Genomic DNA, 16,626 nt, shown 5'->3' on the forward strand with positions numbered 1-16,626 from the left:
ACAAGAGGCAAGATCAGTTGATCCCCGCGGATGCGGAAACGTTTCCGTTGGCGGCGGTGTCGCGGCCGCTCGCCCGGGACTCCCAACGCCCGTGAGACGTATAGGGGTTGGGAGTCTCGGGGGAGCGGTTCCGGCGGTCGTGGCGGCTACTTCGGGCGGCCCCCGAGCACCGACACGCGGTGCATGCGGCGGTGCCCGGAGAAGTCCGGCAGCGCGTTGTGCAGCGTGCACCGGTTGTCCCAGATGACGAGGTCGCCCGGGGACCACCGGTGCCGGTAGGTGAACCGTTCGGTGGTCATGTGCCGGTACAGGAACGCCAGGACGGCGTCCGCCTCGGCCGGCGGCAAGCCGAGGATGGAACGCGTGTACGTGTGGTTCACATACAGGCTCCGCGCGCCGGTCTCCGGATGCGTGCACACCACCGGGTGCTCGGTCGTGCGGTCCGCGGCGACGGAGGCGGCGTAGCGTTCCGCGGTCGCATGGCCGCGGACGTACGCCAGTTCGACGGTGCGCGCGAGATCGTGCAGCGCCGTCAGCCCTTCGAGGTACGTCTTCATCGGTGCCGACAGCGCGTCGTACGCCGCCGTGCAACTCGCCCACACCGTGTCGCCGCCGAACTCGGGGATGACCTGGGCATGCAGCAGCGTCCCCAGCGGCGGACGCTCCAGGAAGGTCTCGTCGGCGTGCCACATGCTCGCCCGGGTGCCGTCCTCCGAATCGAGGACGCTCACCCGCTCGCGCCCGCCACCGAGATTGGGGAAGAACGCGTGCACTTCCGGCTCCCCGAAGCGCTCGGCCAGTGCCAGGTGCCGGTCGACCGTCATTTCGGGGGCACGGAGCACCACCACCTGGTGGTCGAGCAGCGCGCGGTGGATGCCGTCGACGGTCTCCGCGGCCAAATCGGCGGAGAAGTCGACGTCGTGGATCTCGGCGCCCAGCGCGGCGCCGGTGCGGACGACGCGCATGTCAGCGCCCCGACCGCAGTACGACGCCGGGGCGCACGTCGACGTCGAGGTCGGCGCTGTCCTGCCGCACCGCCTGACCGTTCACCCACACGTGGACGATGCCGACGCTGTGCGCGACGAGCCGGTCGGCACCCGCGGGCAGGTCGTACACGCGTTCCATTGCCCCCACCCCGACCGTCTCCGGGTCGAAGGCCACCAGGTCCGCCGCCAGCCCCGGCGCGATCCGGCCGCGGTCCGCCAAGCCGAGGAACGCCGCGGGCCGGCCGGTGAGGCGGTGGACCGCCTCGGCGAGCGTCAGATGGCCGGTCTCCCGGACCCAGTGCTCCAAGAGGTGCGTCGAGAAGCACGCGTCGCAGAGCTGCGACGCGTGGGCGCCCGCGTCCGACAGTCCGACGAGGACACGCGGATGCCGCAGCAGTTCGGCGAGTTCGTGCTCGTCGTCGTTGGCCAGCACGACTCGGAACCGGGTGCGCAGGTCCTCGGCGAGCGCCGTGTCGATCATGACGTCGAACGGCGTCGAACCGTGCTCGGCGGCCAGGTCGGGCAGCGTCCGGCCGGCGAGCCCCGGCAGCTCCGTCTCGTCGACGTCGGTCTTCGCCAGCCGGCTGCCCCAGCGCTCCTCGGCCTGCGCGCGGGCACGCTCCCGCCACGCCGGATCCGCATACAGCTCGGCGCGCTCGTCGGCGGGCAGCGCGAGGATCTCCTGGAAACTCGGCATCGTCGCGAACGGGAACGGATCCGCCAGCGTCACCTGCATGACCAGCGGACGGCACGACGTCTGCCCCCACACGTCCGTGCCCGCACACGCGTCGGCCCGCTTGACGGCAGCGCCCGGCGCGCCCATGCCGGTGAGCAGCGGGGTGAACGTGACCGGCCGCCCGGTGGCGGCACCGACTTCGAGCAGGTGGTCGACGTCGAGGTCCGGACCTGCCGTGACCTGGATGATGCCGTGGCCGCAGTCGCCTACGACGGAAGCGAGTTCGTCGAACTCGGCGCGCTCCGCATGACGGCTGGGCACCGGCCGCCCGCCCGCGCCCTGATGCGACGTCGCCCGCGACGACGCGAACCCGAACGCGCCTGCCTCCATCGCCTCCGCGACCAGACTCCGCATCCGGGCGATCTCCTCGGCGGTCGCCGGGCGTTCCTGCTCCTCGCCGACCACGAACAGGCGCAGCGGCGTGTGCCCGATCATCGCCGCGACGTTGAGGCGCGGCCGGGCCGCGGTCAGCGTGTCGAGGTAGTCGGGGAACGACTCGAAGTCCCAGGTGATGCCGGCGTGCAGCGCATCGAGGGACATGCCTTCGACGTTCTCCAGCGTCCGCGCCACCAGGTCGCGGTGCGCGGGCCGGGTCGGGGCGATGCCGAAGCCGCAGTTGCCCATCAGGACACTCGTCACGCCGTGCCACGACGACGGCGTCAGGTCCGGATCCCACAGCACCTGCGCGTCGAAGTGCGTGTGGATGTCGATGAATCCGGGGGCCAGGACCAGGCCGGTCAGGTCGACTTCGGCGGCCCCTTCGGCGACGGCCCCGGACAGGCCGCCGGGCTCGCCGACGGCGGCGATGACGCCTCCGGCGATGCCGACGTCGGCGGGGCGCGGATCCGCGCCGGTGCCGTCGACGACGGTGGCGCCGCGCAGGACGAGGTCCATGGGTCGTTCTCCTTCGGGGGTCATCGGGTCATCGGGTCATCGAGCCGGTGCGCGAGCGGGGTGGGCGCCGGCGAGTGGGGGCTGGGGCGGCGGTCAGCGGGGCAGGAGATCGTAGTCCCGGGTGCGGAGCCGCCGGGTCTCCCACCAGTAGCGGCGCGCCGGATAGGGCCACTGGGTGGTGACGCGGCCGTTCGGTGCACGGAAGTAGCTGTGGCAGTCCAGCCACACGGTGCCGTCCATGGCCTGCTGGAGCCGGTCGTTGAAGCGGCGCTGCGCCGAGGCCCGGACTTCCAGGGCGGCCACGCGGCGGCGGGCGAGGGTGCGGACCGCGCGGGTGATGTAGTGGGCCTGCGCTTCGAGGACGAACAGGATCGAACCGCCGCCCTGATTGGTGTTGGGGCCGTACATGACGAACAGGTTCGGGTAGCCGCTGACGGTCATGCCCAGGTACGCCTCGGCGCCGTCGGCCCAGTCGTCGCGCAGGCGGCGCCCGTCGCGCCCGTACACGTCCACGGCCGCGAGGTACTCGGAGGCGCGGAAGCCGGTGCCGAGGATGATCGTGTCGACCTCGCGCTCGCGGCCGTCGGCGGTGCGGACACCCGATTTGGTGACGCGGTCGATGGGGTCGGTGACGAGTTCCACATCAGGGCGGGTGAACGTCGGGAACCACGTGTTCGACGGCAGCAGACGCTTGCAGCCGATCGCGTAGTCGGGGGTGAGCGCGGCGCGGAGGTCCTCGTCGTCCGGGATCTGGCGGCGCAGCAAACCGTGGTGCCAGCTCTGCCGCTCGGCGGTCCGCGCATCGGCCTTGTGGATCGATGTGTGCCGTTCGAGCTGCGCGAGGATCTCCCAGCGGTGCTTGCGCATCGCCAGCGGACTGCGCCGGAACTTCTCGATCTCCTCGGGCGCGTACGGCCGCAGCGCCTTCGGCACGATCCACGCCGGGGAGCGCTGGAACACGTGCACCTGCGCGGCGGGTTCCGCGATCTCGGGGACGAACTGCACGGCGCTCGCCCCGGTCCCGATCACCGCGATCCGCTTGCCGGCCGGATCCTCGCCGTGGTTCCAGCGGGCCGAGTGGAACGTCGTGCCCGCGAAGTCGTCGAGGCCTTCGATGTCCGGATACGCGGGCAGGTTCAGCATGCCGAGGGCGCTGACCAGGACGTCGACTTCGAACAGCTCGCCGGTCTCGGCGGTGAGCCTCCACCGGCGCGCGGTGTCGTCCCAGCGGGCTTCGGCGATCGGGGTGCCGAGCCGCAGATGGGGTCGGATGCCGAACCGGTCCGCGATGCCTTCGAGGTAGGCGAGGATCTCCGGCTGGTCCGCGTAGGTCTTGCTCCACTCGGGGTTCGGCGCGAACGAGAACGAATAGAGGTGCGACATGATGTCGCACGCCGCGCCCGGATACGTGTTGTCGCGCCAAGTCCCGCCCACGCCGTCGGACTTCTCGAAGATCGTGAGGTCGTGGAACCCGGCCTGCTTGAGCCGGACGGCCATCGCCAGACCGCCCGCGCCCGCCCCCAGGATGCCGATGCTGGGCCCTGCGCCCACGGACACCCCTCCCTCCCTCTGTGAGGTCACTATTTGACCTGTGGGATTGCTTTGTGACACGGTGACGCTAGCTGAACTCCGTCGAAGGGGGAAGGGCCCGCATGGCCGTCGGCCGACTCGGCACCGTGGAAAAGGCGCTGCGCGTCCTGACCGCCATCTCCGAACAGCAGCCCGTGACCGTCACCCGCCTCGCCCGCGCGCTGGACATGGACAAAAGCGGCGTGCAGCGCACCGTCGTGACCCTCCACGACGCGGGCTGGCTGCGGCAGGACCCCGCGACGAGCGCGTGGAGCCTCGACGCCCAAGCGCTGGTCGTGGGACGCCGGTTCGCGGGCGGCCTGTTCGACCGGGCCCGGCCGCACCTCGAAGCGCTCGCGTCGGCGACGGGGGAGACCGTCACGCTGTGGGTCGTGCGGGGGCCGTCGTTCGTCGTCGTGGACTCGGTCGAGAGCAGCCAGCCGCTGCGCATCGTGATCCCGGTCGGGCTGGAGGCGCCGTTGACGACCGGACCGGGCGTGGCGGCGTTCCTGGACGAGGAAGCGAGGGGGCATCTCGGGGATGCGGTGCCGCCGGAGGACGAGCTGGCGGCGGTGCGGGCGCGCGGATACTACGTCACCACCGGAGGCGCGGCGGGGACGATCGCCATGGGGGCACCCGTGTACGCGCCGGGCCCGGGACCGGGCGCTTCGGCGGTGGGGACGCTCCTGGTGACCGCGCCGGTGTCGCGGGCGGGAGCGGCCGAACTGGAGGCGATGGCGCCGCGGTTGCTGGCGGCGGCGGGCGCGGTTTCGGCGGGGAGGGCGGGGTAGGGCGGAAGCCCTGCTTCGCGTGCGGGGGACGGCAGGTGAGGTGGAAGCCCTGCTTCGCGTGCGCGCGCTGCGGCGCCGCTTCGGTCCGTGATGTGGGCCCGCCGCCGCTCGGTCGCAGCCCCGGACGCGTCATGGAATGACGGGGCGCGGCGGCGGGCTCGCGGCATAGTCAACGCGATGCGGCGGGGCCGTGTTCAGGGCCGAACGGCCCAGGTGACAGGGCCGTTCGGGCTCTCCGGGCCGGTGCCATACTGGCCCGCCGGACAGCCCGAAACGGGCTCTGCACTGGGCAGTTCGTCCGTATGCACGACAGGAGCCGCAGCCATTTCCGTCGGCCACGACTACTACGCCCTGCTCGCCCGCCACGACGCTTCGCGCTTGCGCCGGCGCATTCTCGGGGGCGCCCCTTCCGCTACCGCCGCGGCCGCGGGGGCCGGCTTCCCGTCCGCCGCGCTCCATGACGGAGTCGCGGACCGGGAGGTGATTCTGGCTCATGTCGGGCTGGTGCTGCCGTTCGATGCGCTCATCGAAGATCTGTACGACGTGATGTTCGAACGGCATCCGTACTTGCGTGCGCTCTTCCCGGAGTCGATGGCGTTTCAACGGACGCATCTCGCGCGGATGTTCGACTATCTGGTCGACCGTCTCGACCGGCCCGAGGAGATCGCGGCGACGTTCGCGAGACTGGGGAGAGACCACCGCAAGCTCGGCGTCCGGCCCGCGCATTACCAGGCGTTCGAGGATGCGCTCTGCGAAGCGCTGCGGCGGCGGGGCGGGGTGCGATGGACGGCGGCCGCCGAGGATGCCTGGCTGCGGATGCTGCGGTTCGCGGTCGCGGCGATGGTCGACGGCGCGGATGCGGCTTTGACCGAACCCCCGTACTGGAGCGCGACGGTGGTCGACCACCGGCTGCCGCTGCCGGACACCGCGGTGATCCGGGTCCGGCCGCACGAGCCGTACGCGTACGCGGCAGGCCAGTTCGCGGCCGTGGAGTCACCGCTGGTCGAGCAGGCGTGGCGGGCGTACCGGCTGGTGAGCACGCCCGGACCGGACGGGGAGGTCGAGTTCCACGTCCGGGCGACCGGGGCGGGCGGCGTCAACGATGCGCTGGTGTTCCGGACCGGGGTGGGCGATGTCGTCCGGTTGGGGCCGCCGCGGGTGGGCAGTGAACCGGGTATCGGCCAGGTTGCGGGGGATAGGGGAGCCGGTGCTTCGATGGCGGGGCGCTGATGCCCGGCGCCGTTACGGCGTCGGCGCGGCAAGCGCCTTGAGCTGAGCGGCGAACGTCTCTGGGGCGATGGGCCCGCGGTCGGTCAGGACCTCGACCGGCCGCCCGGCCAACGCGAGGGTGGGCGTGCCCGTGACCCGGCGTCCGCCGATCTGCGCGTTCGCGAATTCGGCCTGGGAGGCCTGGACCCAGGGGGCGAAGGCGAGGTCGCGTACGCAGCGGTCGAACGCTGCGCTGCGCAGACCGTCGACTTGCGACGCGAGTTCGAGGAGGCGGGTGCGGTTGCCGAAGCCGTCCGAGCGTTCGTCGGGTTGGTGGGCGTAGAGGACGTCGTGGTAGGCCTTGAAGGCTCCGGCGTCCTGGGCGCAACCGGCGGCGTTCGCCGCGTATTTGGAGCCGTTGCCGCCGAGCTTGCCGTCGAGGAACGAGGCGATGCGGAACTCGACCCGGATCGTGCCTTCGTCTGCGAGGCGCTGGATGGTCGGGCCGAGCGTCGTTTCCACTTCGCGGCAGACCGGGCACCGGAAGTCCTCGTAGACGACCAGGATCGGCGCGACGGCGTTGCGGCCGTAGCGGATGCCGGTGCCCATTTGCGCGGAGGGGAGCCGTAGGTCGTTCTGGGCCACGGAGGCCCAGTCGGCCTCGTCGGCCGCGGATTTGTGGCGGCCGACGACGATGCCGATGGTGGCGGCGACGGCCAGGACGACGATGACGGCCGTGGAGATGACGAGCGTGCGTTTGCGTCGTTCGGCGGCTCGGCGGGCGGCGCGATCGGCTTCGAGGCGGGTGCGGGCGCTGGGGGGCATGGGGGCTGGTGTCCGATCCGGGGTGTGGGGGCGTGGGGGCGTGGGCGTTGGTCGTGGTTCTTCGGTCGGGAGTCTCCGGGGGCGGGGGAGGAGGGGACAGGGCCTAACGGCCCTGCGGTGGGGTGGGCGGGGGCGATGCGCCAAACTGACGGGGCGTCACATCCGGGCGTCGCATCGGGGCGTCGCATTGGGGTGTCGGGCGGGGCGGCAGGTGTGCTGCTCGCCTGCGGAGGCCGTCCTGATGCGGCGTGTACGGCCGGCTGTGCACTTGGCGGCATCGAGGAGGACTTATGGACCATCGGATCGACCCTCAGCTCCGCGCGATCCTGTCTGCGTTGCCGCAGGTGGACATCAGCGACCCGGCGGCGTTTCGCGAGGCTCAGCGCTTGCGTGGGCTACAGGTCGCGGCGGCTGCGGGGCCGCTTCAGGGGGTGACGGTCGACGACCGGGTGGTGCCCGGGGTATCCGGGCAGCCGGACGTTCCGGTGCGCATCTACCGGCCGGAGGGGTCGTCCGGGATGCTCGGGGTGCTCGTGTGGTTCCACGGCGGCGGGTATGTCTTCGGAGACATCGCCAGTTCGGACCGGTCGTGTGCGGATCTCGCGACCAAGGTGGGATGCCTGGTGGTGAGCGTCGAGTACCGGCTGGCTCCCGAGCACCCCTATCCGGCGGCGTTGGACGACGCCCGGGCGGCGCTGGCGTGGGTGGCGGAGGAGAGCGCGGATATCGGAGCCGATCCTGCGCGGATCGCGGTGGGCGGCGTGAGCGCGGGGGCGGGCCTGGCGGCGGCGTTGGCGCTGTACAACCGGGACCACGGGGGACCGGAGCTGGTGCTGCAGGTCTTGGACAACCCGATGCTGGACGACCGGGTCGTGACGCAGTCGGCGACGGAGTTCACCGACACGCCGCTGTGGACGGGGCAGCAGGCCGTGCTGGGGTGGCGGTTCTACCTGGGGGAAACGCCCGGCGAGGTGTCGCCGTACGCGGCGGCGGCTCGGGCGGAGGACTTGCGGGGGCTGCCTGCCGCGTACGTGGCGGCCAACGAGTTCGATCCGCTGCGGGACGAGGACCTCGATTATGCGGTGCGGTTGATCCGGGCGGGGGTGCCGGTGGAACTGCACCACCTGCCGGGGACGTTCCACGGGTCCAACGCGTTGCCGGGCGCGGAGGTGGCGGAGCGGGCTCGCGGGGCCATGTATGGCGCGTTGGCGAGGGTTCTGAGGTGAGCGTTGGGGGTGGGAGTCTCTCTCTTCTTTCTCTCTGTGGGGGAGAGACTCCGCCCTCTCAGATCCCGTATATCGGTGAGCGGGGTCGGACGTCCCAAGTCGGCCGTTCGAGTTGATCGTTGTACACGATGATGTCGGCGTGGTCGGTCGGGTGGGCCGTGGCGAAGTAGAGCTGTTGGGCGGGGATGTAGCGCTTGCGCCACGACCGTTCGAGTTCGGCTGTGCGGGCGGTGGTGGTGGTGCGGGCGGTGTCGGCGGTGTCGCTGGTGGGCCCGGCCGAGGCTGTGCCGCGGTCTTTGGCGCGCTCTACCGTCAGCTCGTAGGGGACGGATACGAAGATGCGCAGGTCCCACCGGTCGACGAGTTCCGGGCGCAGGAGGAAGACGCCGTCGAAGAGCAGCACGGCGTCTGCGGGGGCGGTCGTGGCCGGCGCGGACGACGGGGTGTCGGTGTCGCCGTCGAGGACGGCCGGCCGGAACATGCGGTCTCCGCCCGGGCCCAGCGGATCGAGCAGGACCCGGCACAGCGCGGCGTGGTCGTGCGCGTCGAGGTAGCAGCCTTCGGCCGAGTACCGGCCGCGTCGGTAGCGCCAAGCACGGGGGACGAGGAAGTCGTCGATGGTCGCGCGGATGACGTCGCGGCCCTGCGCGCCCAGGACGACGGCGAGTTCGTCGGTCAGCGTGGTCTTGCCGGAGGCGGGCGGCCCGTCGATGGCGACCCGCAGCGGGTGCGTGGCCGTGACGGAGCTGATCGCGGCTGCCGGCCTCCTGATGAACTCGCTGCGGGTGGCTTGGTCCATTGCGTCCTCTCTCACGTCGGCACCGCGCCCACGTGACCACCGCCGAGGCCGCGGCTTGCGGCACTGCCGCGTGGAACCCGAGTGGAACCGGTCTGGAATACGGGCGGGTGACGATCTTCGGCATCTGACATCGCATCAGGTTCCGGCCGGGAGACCGGCGGGAGCCGGAGGGGAATGCTGTGATTCGCTCGAAGATTGCCAAGGCGCTCGGTGTGGTCGCGACCGTGTTCGCGCTCGGCGCACTCGCCCAGGGACCGGCGTCGGCGGGGACGTCGACGTGGACCTCGACGTATCCGACGTTCGGAAACGCGACCTGCACCGATCCGGTGACGGTCTACACCGGGGTACAGGTCATCGGCTGCCTGGCCTATGGCAGCGGAAAGGTCCAGGGCTACACGCTCGGTGTCAACACGAGCGGCCAGACGAACCCGCTGCCGGGTGTGCAGACGGGGGCGTTCATCTTCAACACCACCGCGACCTCGTGTGTCGCGACGTCGGTGCCGAACAACATCATGAAGTCCTGCAACGGCACGGTGTACACGCTCACGCCGGGCGGCTGCTACGACATGCTCGGCTTCACGACCTTCGGCGACCGGACGATCTACACGCCGGTGGTCCGGGTCTGCGCGTAACCCGGGGAAGGACGGGTCGGGGCTCGTGCGTGAAGCCCCGACCCGTCCCGCTGTCCGGCCACGGCCTAGGCGCAGTTGCAGCCCCGCCGCGGCGGATCACCCGCGAGGATCCGCTGATGGACGCGCCGCGCCTCCGGCCCCGGCTCGACGCCGAGCCCGTCGACGAGCAGCGAGCGCAGACGCTGGTAGGTGTAGAGCGCGTCCGCCCGACGGCCGGCACCGTCCAGCGAGAGCATGAGGCGCGGCCACCACGGCTCGTACAACGGATCACCGGCGATCAGATACGCCAGTTCGTCGATCACTTCGCTGTACCGGCGCAGCGCCAGATCCGCATCGATCCGACACTCGAGCGCCGTGACCCGCAGCCGCGACAGATGCGCCCCGTGCCGGGCGACCACACCGGACGGACCGCCGCACTCGATGCCCGCATACGGCTCCCCACGCCACAGATCCAGCGCTCGGCCCAGCAACACGGTCGCGGTATCCGCGTCGCCGCAGGCCAGACGGGCACGGCCGCGCTCGATGAGGAGCCGGGCGACGGCGGCATCGATCTCGACGTCGGGGACGCGCAGTTCGTAGCCCTGCGGCCGGGTGGCGATGAACTCGCCGTCGCGGTCGCCGAGAAGACGCCGCAACCGGTGGACGACCTGAGCGACCGCCTTGCCGCGGCCGGCCGGCGGAGCCTCAGGCCACACCTCGGCCAGCAGCCGCTCGGTGAGGACAACGCGCCCCGACGCGGCGGCAAGACGCGCCAGCAACGAACGCGGACGGGCACCGACGACCGGCAGCCAGTCCCGAGCCGCGGCCCCGTCGGGACGCGCGGGGCGGACCTCCAACGCGCCGAGGATGGCAACTGCCGCACCGTTTCCGTCGTCGGCTGCCGAGCCCGGTCGAGGCGCGGCGGCGACCGCGGGCTCGGCCAACGCACCCGAGTAGCGGGGCGATTCCGTTGGTGCAGAGGCGGTGGAAGAAGCCGGACAGACGGACCTCGGCCCTACACCCCGCGGCCGCAGCGGCCCCGCCGTGATGTCCCGGTTCCCGACCGCTGCCCGTCGCACAGCCGTTCCCAGCCGCGCCGTTCCGGCTCGGTCCGCATGCGGCATCCGACACCTCCCCCGTGTCCGGGGGCTGCTGCTCCCGGCCCCCGATTGTGGAGAGTAAGAAGTCGACACGTGCCCAGTGCCGGTGGTATCCGAAAAGCGCGAGGTAGGCGGGTTGTTCCGGATCCGCCGCAGCCAAACGGACCCGCCTTTCCGCCACGACCACGGCCTTGGGGGCATATGGGCGGACGGGAGGCCCGACGCTAGGCCCACCGGCCGCTGAAGCGAGCGGGCTTGGAGGTGCCGGCCAGCCGCGCGCGGGATGTGGCGTTGCCGACGTTCGCCGACTTTGCCGACACGGTCAACGCGGGCTGGTACCGGATGGCCACGGAGTATGGACTCGTCGACGACCAGCGGGAGTTTCTCCTGGCCGTGGGGCGCGCACGCCTCGGGGAAGACCTCGACGATGAACCCGACGAGGTGTGGTTTCGGGTCCGACTCCTCGATGCGTGGGACCTGGTCGGAAGCGAGGTGGACCTGCTGCGGAGCGGGTTCGCGACCCTCTTCACGGATCGGTTCGCGCCGGAATTCACGGTGGCGTCGCCGGACGGTCGGATGATGCTGCAAACGACGGTGTGGGGCGACGGATCCGTGAGCCACATCGTCATGCGTCCTTAATCGCCCATGTCCCCCGCCGCTGTGGGCTCGTGCCGACGATCGACGTCTGGTGCGGCGGGGGTGTGGGCGGCCGGCGGCGAAGCGCTGTGGAGTGGATGACGCGGGGACTGTCCCGTCGTTACTTCTCCGGTTTCTGGCCCGGCTCGTCGTGGCGGGCCTGGTCGCCGAGCTTCTCCGTGGCCTGCTTGAGCTTGTCGGCCCCGCTGTCGAGCTTGTCGCTGTGCTTGTGCCCGGTGCGCGTGTCGATGAAGTCGGCGGCCTTGTCGATGCCTTGTTCGATCTTGTCCTCGTGCTTGGCGGCGAGGTCGGCGGCTTTGTCCTTCAGGTCGCCGAGATTGAGCTTCTTCACGCTGTCGAACAGACTCATGGTGGTGCTCCTGGTGCGGATGATCGTTAGTCCCCGACGATAGCGCCGCGGCGGTCGGGTGCTGCACGAGGCCGTCTACTGCCTGTAGCGGTTCTCCGCCGTGTGCGTCTGGCAGGCGGTGCGTGTCCGATGCGGCGCTCCGTGTGGACTCTGCCCGCCGGAATCAGCGGCCCGATTCCGGCGGATTCCGCCGTTCGAGGGGCCGCCGGATGACCGAACCGGGCGGGTTGCCGACACGATCCACCGAATGGCCGACCTCGCGGAGCCGTCGCGGCGCTGTGACATGCCTCGCCGCACCCCCACGCCCGCCAAGTCCCGCCCCGCCGACGCGCGTCACACGTGCCGAACGGGCGACTCGGGCCGAACGGGTGCTCCATTACCCACCGGACCCGCGCCCGGCGCAACGCCCCAAGCGCTTCGGTTCACACGCCCGGCCGTCCTGCGTACTGCGATCGGCGCATCATCCCGCGACGAAGCACGTAACCCCTCCGGAGCACTCGACATGCCAGCCCGCGGAACGCTGCCCAGGATGGACGGACCGCACGGCAACACGCCCTCAGCCCGGCTCTGGAGGTCCCCCTTGGCTGCTCACTCGACGGGTATCGCACGCTGCCGCCTGGCCGTGGACCTCGGAGCCGCCCGCACCCGCATCGCCGTGCGCGACGAGGGCCTCATCGTCGACGCCCCCAGCGTCCTCGCCCTCGACACGCGCACCGGCGACATCGTCGCGGCCGGCGAAGCCGCGGCGGCGATGCGCGGCCGCGGCGCACCCCACGTCCGGGTCGTCCACCCCCTCGAAAACGGCATCGTGGCCGACCCCGACCAAGTCGGCGTACTGCTGCGCCACCTCGCCGGCCGCCGTCCACGTTTCTTCGGCCGCTGGCGCCGCGCCCTCGTCGCACTCCCGTGCGGCAGCGGCCCGGCGGGCCGCCGCACCGCCGCCGCGGCCCTCGCGCCCCTCGGCGTCCGCCACGTCGAGAGCATCCCCGCACCGCTGGCCGCCGCGGTCGGCGCGGGCATCCCGTACCACCAGGCCGAAGCCTCGCTGTCCGTCGTGTGCGGCGCATCCGCCACGCAGGCCGCGATCATCGCCGACGGGGCCGTCGTCGACCACGACATCGTCGCGGTCGGCGGCGACGCGGTCGAACGCGCCATCACCGAACACCTCCGCGCCGCCTACGGCGTCGTCCTGCCCCGCCGCGAGACCCCCAGCCTGTTCGCCCGCCTCGGCCCCGGCACCTGCGAACTCGGCTACGTCCCACTCCGCTGCTGGGACCTGCGCAGCGCCAGCCTCCGCACCATCGACGTCGACCTCGACACGCTCCGCGCGGCCGTCGACCGCCCGGTCGGCATGGTCGTCGACGCGGTCCGCCGCGTCCTGGGCCGCTGCACCCCCGAACTCGTCATCGAACTCGCCGACCGCGGCATCGTCATGGCCGGTGGCCTGGCCGCCCTCCCCGGCATGGACGCCATGGTCCGGGACGCCGCCGGTGTCCCGGTGCACGTCGCCCCGGACCCCGCCAACGCCGTCGTCCGCGGCCTCAGCCACCTCCTCGACACCCGCGCCCGACCCGAGCCGAACGACCGCGGCGCGCTGCCGCAGGCGCCGGAGAGCCGGGAACTGGCTTACGACTGATGGGGTGGGTGGGTGGGTGACTGTGCGGGGCGCGGCGCCGGGACCGCTGGGGGTGTCTGGTGCGGTGCCGGTGAGCTCGCGTTGCGGGGGCTGCTGCGTTCGGGTTCGGGAAGGGGGGCGACTGCAGGCGCTGCCGCCGACTTCGAAGGTCCGAACATCGGGGCGAGTTCGCCGCGCGGCGGCAGGCGCTTTCTTCGAGAAGGGCTGGTCATGCCGCAGATCCGGATCGAAGGCCGGATTCTCTGAGCACCCGAACTTGAGCGGACTCAGGTTTCCGGGGGTGTACCAGTGCGCGGGTCACCAAAGTCGGCCGTCTCGTCGCCGACGAAGGTGAGTGCGTTTCTGCCTATCCCCAACACATCCAGCAGGATGTCGGGTGCTCCGTCAGCATCAGCGTGGTCACGATGCGAGAAGACCGGGCCTTGCGCGTCGAGTGGGTCGAGCCATGGCGTGGGCGGGGCCGGGCAGGACGATGTAGACGCCGCTGCCGGGAGCGGTTTCCCGGGAGAGTGCTCGCGATCATGACGACGAAGCCGGACACCTACCGGATCACGATGTTCGCCGACGGTGACGAACTCCTCCGCAGGGACGCGCCGTTCCTCCGGTATCCCGGGTCGACCCCGAACCTGCGACCGAGTACCGGGCAGGTCGAGCACGTCACAGTCCTCGAACCCGACCCCGAGGGCGTCGTCCTGGGCGGCGTGCAGCAGGTCCACGTCCGAGTCGCCCCGCGCTACGGCTTCCGCGCGGCCCGGTAGCACCGTGTTCGGGGCACTCTCCGTATCTGCACGAGGCGGGCCGTATCAAGCGGCCGATCGGTAGTGCGGGAACGCGTCGAGGTGGGGCGCGACGTCCCGGCGGAGGTCACAACCCCGGAGAATCGCGGGGTATCCGCTCGGTCCCTTTGTCTCGTTGTGTGACCCATCGGCGTACTCGGCTGCCGAACCCGGTGCCCTGCCCGCCGGCGGCCGCGATGTCCGGCTTCGTCGCCCGCATCGCCACCCGCACCGCAGGCAACCCTGCCACCGCGGTTTGCGTCCGTGCCCGCGCGGTCGTTGATGCGAGGCTGGAGGCGTGCGTCTTCGCGCGGGCGAGCATCTGGCGGCCGCGGCGCACCATGAAGTTCCGTTCGTACGGCGAAGGCTGCTCGCCGTTCTGGATGCGGGCGTATGTCGCCATCGCCCGGCGCTCGCCTGCGCCCGCTGCTTGGTACACACGGTCCAGGGCGACCGTCGAGATTGCGGCGTCGATGTAGGGGCGCGGGTCAGCGGCGGCGCGGGCGGTGCCGCGACCAGTTGGCCGGGCCCGGCGCGCGTCGAGGGTTTCGATCCGCAAAGGACCGCCCACGTAGGCGTATATGCCGATCTCTTCCGACGTGCGTCCGGCTCGGGGTGCTTCGTGCGGCCCCACGGTCTCCCGGTCGGGAAAGGCTGCGCGTTCTTCCGGGTATCCGATGTGGCCGACGTAGAACTGGTAGGCGATCAACCCGGTCGCTTTGGCCGCTGCGCCCGACGGTGCGATGCTGGCACCGCGTGGAAGAATGCCCTTGGCGTCGAGCACGTTGACAGCTATCTCGGCGATGGTGTCGAGTTGCTCGGTCGGCGCGTTTCTGAGTTGCTCGGTGGCGAGCACGGCGTCAGTCAGCGCGGTCTGCTTCGTTCCGGGGTTCGAGCCGCCCGGATCGTGGCCGGCAAGATCGAGAGCCACGCGTACACGGGCTTGGTGCATCACCGTACTATCCCGGGCTGTGGGCATGGAGGCGTATTCGGACGGGGGCGGAGCCCCGAAGCCGAGTGCCCAGCCACGGTGCGGGGCCTGCAGCATCGACTCGGTGTCGGCCTCCACTGGAATGCCATATGCGGCCAGGATCCGGCCCGCTACCATCGCGCGGGCTCCGCGGGTGACCACCCCGTCCATACCGGCCGCCGGGTCCGTCGCTGCGGCGACGACCGTCCGTGCGGCGTTGCGGAACGCGTCCCATTCTGCCTGCACCGGCAGATCCGCAGGCTCCAGGCGGACGCTCGGAGCCACGTCGAACAAGCCACGGGACTTCTCCGCCAAGGCCACGACGCCCGCACCGATCCTGCCCAGCAGAGGGTTGGCAGTGGCATCAGGAGTACTGCCGGCCGGCCTGTTCGCCGCCAGCCGCAGGACCCCCGCCTGGAACTCGGCGTCCACATCGACGCCGAACGCGTCTCGGAACTGCGCCCGCAGTCGGAGAAGCTCTTGTTCGGCCAGATTGCGGTCCGGGCCGCCGGTCTCGATTACTTTGGCGACCCCGGCTAAGGCACCGGCGAAGCGCACGATGCCCCCGTACAGGTCACGGGTCACCTGGATCCCGAAGTGGGTGTGGGTGTCGGCCATGAGCCGTGTACCCGCGGGGATCGCCAGGCCGAACGACGATCCCACACCGCCTCCGAACATGTTGCACCGACGCCAGGTGACCGCCATCGGGTTTCCGCCGCGCGACCGAGCATCTCAGGCACGCCACGGCCGCGCACATCCGCACATCAAGGGCCTGCGCGAAGCGGACACACGCCGGCCCGCTTGAACCGTGGCATGTCGCCGATCACATCAGAAACGTCACCCTCGCGCGCGTGGCCTGTCCAGAACGTGCAATCGGGGCCGTCGGAACTGACCTGGACCGTCTCGTTCAGGTCGGGGTGACGCGGACGGCGACCTCGTGTTGCCCGACCGGGAGTGACTCAGCCGCTTGGCGTGCTGCGCCCGTCGCGCGCCCTCTTTCTGCCTCCGCGCCGCACTATCGCCAGTCGTGGCCGGCTTCGGCGCTGGCTGCCTCGCAGTTCCGACGACGACAACATCTCTTCCGTGTACGCCGAGATTGCTCGGCGTCTTGGCTGGCTGGTGCCCGATCGTGTGCTCGACGCTGTGTCGTATGCCTCGATGCGCGAGAACGTGAGCGACTGGGCGGCTCAGGATCGGGTGTGGGGTGATGTCACGGCGGGGTTCGGGCCGCCCTCGATCCAGTTCGGCGGGACGAACCCCTTGTACGGGAAGACACTCGGCTACCTGACCGAAGACGTCGAGGAACCTATGGTGTTCTTCCACTTGTGGAACGGCCGCGATGACGAGGAGTCCTGGCCGCCGGAGTACGCCGAGCCGCTGCTCCTGGCGGTTCGGCTCGGCGACGGGCCTTTCGGTGACACGTTCACCCTCACCTCGGAGGGCCGACGCCGTAGGCCTGCCCCCTCGCTGTTCTCGTAGGAGGAGCCGTCCG

The 16,626-nt window shown here is 71.2% G+C and carries 16 protein-coding genes; 8 read left to right on the forward strand and 8 right to left on the reverse strand.

The genetic code is table 11. The features are described 5' to 3' along the window. Window positions 1-146 precede the first annotated feature (146 nt). From ABEA93_RS16305 to ABEA93_RS16315, 3 genes are all read right to left on the reverse strand, one after another. Complete coding sequence (locus ABEA93_RS16305) at window positions 147-965, reverse strand: TauD/TfdA dioxygenase family protein (protein WP_345676262.1); 819 nt, start codon at window positions 963-965, stop codon at window positions 147-149. A gap of 1 nt (window position 966) precedes the next feature. Beyond that, window positions 967-2,616, reverse strand: coding sequence for an N-acyl-D-amino-acid deacylase family protein (locus ABEA93_RS16310; protein ID WP_345676263.1), 1,650 nt, complete (start codon window positions 2,614-2,616; stop codon window positions 967-969). Between the two features lie 93 nt (window positions 2,617-2,709). Then, a complete protein-coding gene (locus ABEA93_RS16315) occupies window positions 2,710-4,173 on the reverse strand; it encodes a flavin-containing monooxygenase (RefSeq protein ID WP_345676264.1) in 1,464 nt (487 codons plus the stop codon). A gap of 95 nt (window positions 4,174-4,268) precedes the next feature. On the opposite strand from ABEA93_RS16315, the gene ABEA93_RS16320 reads away from it, so the two are divergent. Together ABEA93_RS16320 and ABEA93_RS16325 are read left to right on the forward strand one after the other, a co-directional pair. Further along, entirely contained in the window at window positions 4,269-4,976 is a 708-nt protein-coding gene (locus tag ABEA93_RS16320; RefSeq protein ID WP_345676265.1) for an IclR family transcriptional regulator, read from the forward strand. A gap of 480 nt (window positions 4,977-5,456) precedes the next feature. After that, the gene (locus ABEA93_RS16325; protein ID WP_345676266.1) at window positions 5,457-6,206 is read left to right on the forward strand and encodes a globin domain-containing protein; all 750 of its coding nucleotides are present in this window, start codon (window positions 5,457-5,459) and stop codon (window positions 6,204-6,206) included. Between the two features lie 12 nt (window positions 6,207-6,218). Here ABEA93_RS16325 and ABEA93_RS16330 read toward each other — a convergent pair whose 3' ends face one another. Further along, window positions 6,219-7,010, reverse strand: coding sequence for a DsbA family protein (locus ABEA93_RS16330; protein WP_345676267.1), 792 nt, complete (start codon window positions 7,008-7,010; stop codon window positions 6,219-6,221). Between the two features lie 290 nt (window positions 7,011-7,300). Here ABEA93_RS16330 and ABEA93_RS16335 point away from each other — a divergent pair, with 290 nt between their 5' ends. Then, window positions 7,301-8,236, forward strand: coding sequence for an alpha/beta hydrolase (locus ABEA93_RS16335; protein ID WP_345676268.1), 936 nt, complete (start codon window positions 7,301-7,303; stop codon window positions 8,234-8,236). A 58-nt stretch (window positions 8,237-8,294) separates the two neighbouring features. Here the strand turns inward: ABEA93_RS16335 and ABEA93_RS16340 are convergent, their stop codons facing one another. Then, window positions 8,295-9,035 carry a cytidylate kinase family protein gene (locus ABEA93_RS16340; RefSeq protein WP_345676269.1) on the reverse strand — a complete coding sequence of 247 codons (741 nt, stop codon included), beginning with the start codon at window positions 9,033-9,035 and terminating at the stop codon, window positions 8,295-8,297. Window positions 9,036-9,214: 179 nt separating this feature from the next. On the opposite strand from ABEA93_RS16340, the gene ABEA93_RS16345 reads away from it, so the two are divergent. Further along, window positions 9,215-9,667: a hypothetical protein gene (locus ABEA93_RS16345; protein WP_345676270.1), complete on the forward strand. Its 453-nt coding sequence runs from the start codon at window positions 9,215-9,217 to the stop codon at window positions 9,665-9,667. Between the two features lie 65 nt (window positions 9,668-9,732). On the opposite strand, the gene ABEA93_RS16350 is transcribed toward ABEA93_RS16345, so the two are convergent. Continuing rightward, complete coding sequence (locus ABEA93_RS16350) at window positions 9,733-10,590, reverse strand: AfsR/SARP family transcriptional regulator (protein WP_345676271.1); 858 nt, start codon at window positions 10,588-10,590, stop codon at window positions 9,733-9,735. A 411-nt stretch (window positions 10,591-11,001) separates the two neighbouring features. Between ABEA93_RS16350 and ABEA93_RS16355 the strand changes: the two genes are divergently transcribed. Beyond that, window positions 11,002-11,385: a hypothetical protein gene (locus ABEA93_RS16355; RefSeq protein WP_345676272.1), complete on the forward strand. Its 384-nt coding sequence runs from the start codon at window positions 11,002-11,004 to the stop codon at window positions 11,383-11,385. Between the two features lie 118 nt (window positions 11,386-11,503). Here the strand turns inward: ABEA93_RS16355 and ABEA93_RS16360 are convergent, their stop codons facing one another. Continuing rightward, window positions 11,504-11,752 (reverse strand): antitoxin, encoded by a 249-nt coding sequence (locus ABEA93_RS16360; RefSeq protein WP_345676273.1) that lies wholly within the window; start codon window positions 11,750-11,752, stop codon window positions 11,504-11,506. A 580-nt stretch (window positions 11,753-12,332) separates the two neighbouring features. Between ABEA93_RS16360 and ABEA93_RS16365 the strand changes: the two genes are divergently transcribed. Further along, a complete protein-coding gene (locus ABEA93_RS16365) occupies window positions 12,333-13,388 on the forward strand; it encodes a rod shape-determining protein (protein ID WP_345676274.1) in 1,056 nt (351 codons plus the stop codon). Between the two features lie 521 nt (window positions 13,389-13,909). Further along, window positions 13,910-14,146 (forward strand): hypothetical protein, encoded by a 237-nt coding sequence (locus ABEA93_RS16370; protein ID WP_345676275.1) that lies wholly within the window; start codon window positions 13,910-13,912, stop codon window positions 14,144-14,146. A 106-nt stretch (window positions 14,147-14,252) separates the two neighbouring features. Here ABEA93_RS16370 and ABEA93_RS16375 read toward each other — a convergent pair whose 3' ends face one another. After that, on the reverse strand, window positions 14,253-15,839 hold the full coding sequence (locus ABEA93_RS16375; RefSeq protein ID WP_345676276.1) for a hypothetical protein: 1,587 nt from the start codon (window positions 15,837-15,839) through the stop codon (window positions 14,253-14,255). Window positions 15,840-16,217: 378 nt separating this feature from the next. Here ABEA93_RS16375 and ABEA93_RS16380 point away from each other — a divergent pair, with 378 nt between their 5' ends. Continuing rightward, window positions 16,218-16,613 (forward strand): hypothetical protein, encoded by a 396-nt coding sequence (locus ABEA93_RS16380; RefSeq protein WP_345676277.1) that lies wholly within the window; start codon window positions 16,218-16,220, stop codon window positions 16,611-16,613. The last annotated feature ends 13 nt before the right edge of the window (window positions 16,614-16,626 follow it).

The organism is Yinghuangia aomiensis (genome assembly GCF_039542225.1).
GTDB lineage: Bacteria > Actinomycetota > Actinomycetes > Streptomycetales > Streptomycetaceae > Yinghuangia > Yinghuangia aomiensis.